Annotated in this window: 6 protein-coding genes; all 6 read left to right on the top strand. The window is 71.2% G+C overall.

Features of this window, described 5'->3' with window-relative positions:
- Positions 1–112: 112 nt before the first annotated feature.
- The 6 genes from chvE (at position 113) to E1258_RS09325 (ending at position 6,446) form a co-directional block, all read left to right on the top strand.
- A complete protein-coding gene (gene chvE, locus E1258_RS09300; protein ID WP_132398716.1) occupies positions 113–1,255 on the top strand; it encodes a multiple monosaccharide ABC transporter substrate-binding protein in 1,143 nt (380 codons plus the stop codon).
- A gap of 96 nt (positions 1,256–1,351) precedes the next feature.
- A complete protein-coding gene (gene mmsA / locus E1258_RS09305) occupies positions 1,352–2,890 on the top strand; it encodes a multiple monosaccharide ABC transporter ATP-binding protein (RefSeq protein WP_132398718.1) in 1,539 nt (512 codons plus the stop codon).
- Positions 2,887–4,137 (top strand): multiple monosaccharide ABC transporter permease, encoded by a 1,251-nt coding sequence (gene mmsB, locus E1258_RS09310; protein ID WP_132398720.1) that lies wholly within the window; start codon positions 2,887–2,889, stop codon positions 4,135–4,137. The genes mmsA and mmsB overlap by 4 nt, the downstream gene beginning before the upstream one ends.
- A 106-nt stretch (positions 4,138–4,243) precedes the next feature.
- Positions 4,244–4,843, top strand: coding sequence for a hypothetical protein (locus E1258_RS09315; protein WP_132398722.1), 600 nt, complete (start codon positions 4,244–4,246; stop codon positions 4,841–4,843).
- Positions 4,844–4,918: 75 nt separating this feature from the next.
- Positions 4,919–5,806, top strand: a complete 888-nt coding sequence (locus E1258_RS09320) for a bifunctional helix-turn-helix transcriptional regulator/GNAT family N-acetyltransferase (protein WP_132398724.1) — start codon at positions 4,919–4,921, stop codon at positions 5,804–5,806.
- A gap of 94 nt (positions 5,807–5,900) precedes the next feature.
- Positions 5,901–6,446 (top strand): hypothetical protein, encoded by a 546-nt coding sequence (locus E1258_RS09325; RefSeq protein ID WP_132398726.1) that lies wholly within the window; start codon positions 5,901–5,903, stop codon positions 6,444–6,446.
- The last annotated feature ends 11 nt before the right edge of the window (positions 6,447–6,457 follow it).

The raw sequence follows: 6,457 nt of genomic DNA on the forward strand, positions 1-6,457 counted from the left end.
GTGACCACGGCATTTCCCGCCAGCTGTTGACCAGGTTAATGTGAGCGCTAACACTGTTTCGGGGCGCGGTCGCGCCCGACATTTCGGCACAAGGTCCTGGGAGGGGAAGCCTGTGGCCAGACGATTCTTGGTGGCACTCGGCAGCGCCGTGCTGGCGCTCAGCATGGCGGCGTGCGGCGGCGAGGGAGCCGGCGGGGGCGGCGACACCGCCGACAAGAAGCCCACCGACCTGACCATCGGCGTCTCCATGCCGACGCAGACCTCGGAGCGGTGGATCGCCGACGGCAACTCGGTGAAGGAGAAGCTGCAGGCCAAGGGATACAAGGTCGACCTGCAGTACGCCGGGGACGACATCCCCACCCAGTCGCAGCAGATCGACCAGATGATCACGCAGGGCGCGGACGTCCTGGTCATCGCGGCGATCGACGGCACGGCGCTCAGCGGTCAGCTCCAGGCCGCCGCCGAGGCCAAGATCCCGGTCATCGCGTACGACCGGCTCATCCTCGGCAGCCCGAACGTCGACTTCTACGTCAGCTTCGACAACTACAAGGTCGGCGTCGCCCAGGCCACCGCGCTGCTGGTCGGCCTCGGCCTGAAGAACAAGGACGGCTCCAAGGGCAGCGCGACCGGGCCGTTCACCATCGAGCTGTTCGCCGGCTCGCTCGACGACAACAACACGCCGTACTTCTTCGGCGGCGCGATGGACACGCTCAAGCCGTACTTCGACAGCGGCACGCTGAAGGTGAAGTCCGGCCAGACGAAGATCGAGCAGGCGGCCACCCTGCGGTGGCAGCAGGAGACCGCCCAGAAGCGGATGGAGGACCTGCTCACGTCGAGCTACAACGACGGGTCCAAGGTGGACGGCGTGTTGTCGCCGTACGACGGGATCTCCCGGGGCATCATCACCGCGCTACAGAACGCCGGCTACGGCGGCTCGGGCAAGAAGCTGCCGGTGGTGACCGGCCAGGACGCCGAGATCGCCTCGATCAAGCTCATCAACGACGGCGTGCAGAGCTCCACCGTCTTCAAGGACACCCGGCTGCTGGCCGAGCAGGCCGCGATCGCCTCCGAGGCGTTCCTGCAGAAGAAGCAGCCGCAGGCCAACGACACCACGACCTACAACAACAAGGTCAAGGTCGTCCCGGCGTACCTGCTGCCGATCCAGACCATCTACAAGGACGACATCAAGTCCGCACTTGTCGACTCCGGTTACTGGTCGGCCGAGGAAGTCGCCTCCGGGCAGGCCAAGAAGTGACGGTCCCGTCGGGCCCGGCGTCGTTGCCCGGGCCCGACGGACGCCCCGGCCCGGGCAACGACGCCCCCACGAACCCCAATTAGCGGGAGGACGACCGTGAGCGACACCATCCTCGAGATGCGCAACATCACCAAGACGTTTCCCGGGGTGGCGGCGCTCCAGGACGTCTCGATCGTCGTACGGCGCGGCGAGATCCACGCCATCTGCGGCGAGAACGGCGCCGGCAAGTCCACCCTGATGAAGGTGTTGTCAGGGGTGTACCCGGCGGGCAGCTACGAAGGTGAGATCATCTTCGACGGCCGGCCCGTGCACTTTCGCGGCATCCGCGACAGCGAGGCCCAGGGCGTCGTCATCATCCACCAGGAGCTCGCCCTGGTGCCGCACCTGTCGATCGCCGAGAACATCTTTCTCGGCAACGAACGCTGCGGACGCACCGGCCTCATCGACTGGAACCGCGCCAACGCCGACGCGACGGCCCTGCTGGAGTCCGTCGGCCTGCGCGAGAACGCCGTCACGCCGATCGTCGCGCTCGGCGTCGGCAAGCAACAGCTCGTCGAGATCGCCAAGGCGCTGTCGAAGGAGGTGAAGCTGCTCATCCTGGACGAGCCGACCGCCGCCCTCAACGACGTCGACTCGGCGCACCTGCTCGACCTGCTGCGACGGCTGCGCGAGCGGGGCATCACCTGCATCATGATCTCGCACAAGCTCGGCGAGATCACCGCGATCGCCGACTCGATCACCGTGCTACGCGACGGCCGTACCGTCGAGCGGCTCGACGTACGCTCCGCCGAGGTGACCCAGGAGCGGATCATCCGCGGCATGGTCGGCCGCGACCTGCACAGTTTCTACCCCGACCGGGTGTCGTCCCCCGGCGAGGAGGTGCTGCGCGTGGAGAACTGGACGGTGCGCCACCCCACCCAGGACCGCCGGGTGGTCGACGACGTCAGCTTCACCGTCCGCGCCGGCGAGGTCGTCGGCATCGCCGGGCTGATGGGGGCCGGGCGCACCGAGCTGGCCATGAGCGTGTTCGGCCGCTCGTACGGGCGCGACATCACCGGCCGGCTGTTCCTGCGCGGCCGGGAGATCAGAGCGCGCACGGTCGCGGAGGCGATCGGCAACGGCATCGCGTACGCCACGGAGGACCGCAAGCGGTACGGGCTCAACCTCATCGACGACATCCGCCACAACGTCTCGGCGGCGGCGCTGCGCAAGCTCGCCCGCTTCGGGTGGGTGCACGACAACGAGGAGATCCGGGTCGCCGAGGCCAGCCGGCGCGACATGAACATCAAGGCGCCCAGCGTCATGGCCACGGTCGGCAAGCTCTCCGGCGGCAACCAGCAGAAGGTTGTCCTGTCGAAGTGGCTGTTCACCGACCCGGAGGTGCTGATCCTCGACGAGCCCACCCGCGGCATCGACGTCGGGGCGAAGTTCGAGATCTACACGATCGTCAACCGGCTCGTGGCGCAGGGCAAGGCGGTCGTGCTCATCTCCTCCGAGCTGCCCGAGCTGCTCGGAATGTGCGACCGCATCTACACGCTCGCGGCGGGCCGGCTCACCGGCGAACTGCCGGTGAGCGAGGCCACCCAGGAAAAGCTCATGCAGCTCATGGCGAAGGACAAGGAACCGGCACGATGACCGACGTCAAATCCTCCTCCACCGGGCAGGGCCCGTCGGCCGACCAGGCCCCCGCCCGCGCCCTGCACACCGGCATCAGCGACCCGCGTACGCTGGTCATGCGCAACCTGCGCCAGAGCGGCATCTTCGTCGCCCTCGTCGTCATCGTCGCGCTCTTCGCCGTCCTGACCGACGGCGTCTCGCTGAGCCCGGGCAACATCACCAACATCGTCCTGCAGTACTCCTACATCCTCGTGCTCGCCATCGGCATGGTCATCGTGATCATCGGCGGGCACATCGACCTGTCGGTCGGTTCGGTGGTGGCGCTCACCGGCTCGGTCTCCGCGGTGCTCGTCATCCAGCAGGGCCACCCGTGGTGGCTCGGGGTGCTGGCCGCGTTGGCCGTCGGCCTCGCCGTCGGCGCCTGGCACGGCTTCTGGGTCGCCTACGCCGGCATCCCCGCCTTCATCGTGACCCTCGCCGGCATGCTCCTGTTCCGCGGTCTCACCCTGCGGGTCCTGGACAACATCTCGCTGTCGCCGTTCCCGGCCGAATACCAGCGGATCGCGGCGGGCTTCCTCAACGGGCTCCTCGGCGGGCAGGGCTTCGACGCGTTCACGCTGCTCATCGGCGCCGTCGCGGTCGCCGGCTACGCGGTCAGCGGCTTCCGCACCCGGGTGGCGCGCATCCGGTACCAGCAGCCGGTCGAGTCGTTCCCGCTGTTCGTCACCCGGGTCGTGCTGGTGGGCGCGGTCGTCATGTACTTCGCCTGGCAGTTGGCCCACGCGCGGGGCCTGCCGATCGTGCTGATCGTGCTGGCGGTGCTCGTCCTCGCGTACGGCCTGCTGACCCGGCGCACCGTCTTCGGCCGTCAGGTCTACGCGATCGGCGGCAACCTTCCCGCGGCCATGCTGTCCGGGGTGAAGGTCCGTACCGTCAACTTCTGGGTCTTCGTCAACATGGGCTTCCTGTCGGCCGTGGCGGGCATCATCTACTCCTCGCGCTCCAACGGGGCGCAGCCCGCCGCCGGCAACATGTTCGAGCTCGACGCGATCGCCGCCGCGTTCATCGGCGGCGCGGCGGTCACCGGCGGGGTCGGCACCGTCGTGGGCGCCATGGTCGGCGGCCTCATCATGGCCGTGATGAGCAACGGCATGCAGCTCATGGGCGTCGACCAGTCGATGCAGTCGGTGGTCAAGGGCCTGGTCCTGCTCGTCGCCGTCGCGTTCGACGTCTACAACAAGCGCCGCGCCGGGGCGTCCCGCTGAGGGCTGGGCCGCGACGGGCCAGGTGATCGGACACGGGCCGCAGGATTCCGGACGGGCACGCCCTCGGCGTTCCCGTCCGGTCCGCGTGCGCCGTCACCATCTCCACATGGACACCTCACACCGCAGTACCCCGACCTCGGCCGAGACCCCGGCAGGCGCGGGGCGCTGGTCGGTCGTGACGCGTCGCTGGCCGAGCCTGCTCGGCCTGGCCGTGGCCACGGCGGTGCTGGCGACCGGCGCCGACCGGGAAGTGCTGTCGATCACCGTCGCCGTCGCGGCCCTGTGCTACCTGGCCGCCGCCGCGCTCGGCCGGCCGTGGGTGGCCTGGGCGGTGGTCGGCGGCGGCGGGATTGTCGTGGCGGCGAGCGAACTCGCGGGGGTGCCGTGGTGGGCCGGCGTGGGCGTCGTCGCGGCGCTGCTGGTCATCGCCGGCCTGGTCGGCGGGGTGCCGCGCGCGCCGCTCGCCGCCCAGGCGGTGGCCCTGCTCGGGTACGGGGGGCTCGCCGTCACCGCCGTCCTCGTCGCCCCGCGCGTCGGGCTGGTGCTGGCCGGGCTCGCGCTGGCCGCGCACGGGATCTGGGACGTGGTCCACTACCGGCGCGACGAGGTCGTGCCACGGTCGCTGGCGGAGTTCTGCGTGCTGCTGGACGTGCCGCTGGGCCTCGGCTTCCTCGTCCTGGCCACCGTGGCTGGCCCGCAGCTGTGACCGCGTCCCCCGCCCGCCGCCCCCGGACCGAACCTGCCGAACCCAGCCAGGGATTGCCTGACTAAAGTCAGGCATATGGACACGGAGCTCGTCGCCGCGGTACGGCGGTTCAACCGGACGGTCACCCAACGGGTGGGGGCGCTGGACGACGCGTACATGGCGCGCGGGCGTCCCCTCGCCCAGGCACGCCTGCTGTGGGAGATCGGCCCCGACGGCGCCGAGGTCGCGGCGCTGCGGGCCCGCCTCGGCCTGGACTCGGGACACCTCAGCCGGCTCCTGCGCACCCTGGAGGGCGACGGGCTCGTCACCGTAGCGCCGGCCGGCGGTGACGGACGGGTTCGGGTGGCCTCCCTCACCGACGCCGGCCGGGCCGAGTGGACGGAGCTCGACAAGCGCTCCGACGCGTTCGCCTGGTCGGTCCTCGAACCGCTCGCCGGGCCGCGCCGCACGCGCCTCGTCGCGGCGATGGCCGAGGTCGAACGGCTACTCGTCGCGTCGATGGTGACCATCGAGCCGTGCCCGCCGGGCGACCCGCGCGCGCGGGCATGCGTGCGGGCGTACGCCCGCGACGTCGCCCGCCGCTTCGACGACGGCTTCGACCCGGCGCTGAGCAGCCCGGTCGGCGACGAGGAGCTGACCCCGCCCGCCGGGGTGTTCCTGCTGGCCACCCTCAACGCCGAGCCTGTCGGCTGCGGCGCGGTGAAACTGCGGCCCGGCGTGCCGGCCGAGATCAAACGCGTGTGGGTCTCCGACGCCGTGCGCGGCCTCGGGGTCGGCCGGCGGATACTCGACGAGTTGGAACGGTACGCCGCCGCGCGCGGCTGGCCCGCCGTCCGGCTGGACACCAACCGCAACCTCACCGAGGCGCTCGCGATGTACCGCTCCGCCGGGTACCAGGAGATCGAGCCGTACAACACCGAACGCTACGCCCACCACTGGTTCGCCAAGCGCCTCGCCCCCTGACCGCAGCCCTGTCCGGTTGCCGATCGCCAGCCGCCGCGAATCCCCGTACGGTGAGCGCGGGGACCGGCGGGCGGCCGCCGGAGGCAGGAGCAGGATGACCCGCACGACACCGCCGCACGGCGCTGACGGGACCGAGGACGAGCTGGTCCGGTTGGCGATCCGGGCGGTAGCCCCCGAGGAGGAGCCGCTGCTGGCGTTCCTCGCCCCCGCCTACCGCCGCCGTCCGGGCCGCTGGCGGCGGGACCCGTCCCGGCTGGTGCGGGTCGGCGGCGGCGAGGCCGGAGGCGGTGGCTTCGAGGAGACGGTCGCGCCGCTGCTGCCGTACGTGCTCGTGCTCACCGGCATCGCGTTGGAGGCCCTGCGCGACGGCGTGCGCGAGCACGCCACCGAGGCCGTCCGTGGCGGCCTGCGCAGCCTGAGCCTGCGGTGGCGGACCCGGCGCTCCCGGACCGAACTTCCGTCACCGCCGCCGCTGCGGCTGCGCCCCGGCCAGCTGCTGCGCATCGAGGAGGCCGTCACCGCGGCCGCCCGCGACCCGCGCTGGGAGCTGACCGAGGACCAGGTCGCGGTGCTACGGAACGCGGTGCGCGACGCGTTCGCCCAGCGGTTCGGCGTCGACGGCGATGTCGACGGCGGCTGAGGGCACCGCCC

Source organism: Micromonospora sp. KC207 (assembly GCF_004348615.1).
Taxonomy (GTDB): domain Bacteria; phylum Actinomycetota; class Actinomycetes; order Mycobacteriales; family Micromonosporaceae; genus Micromonospora.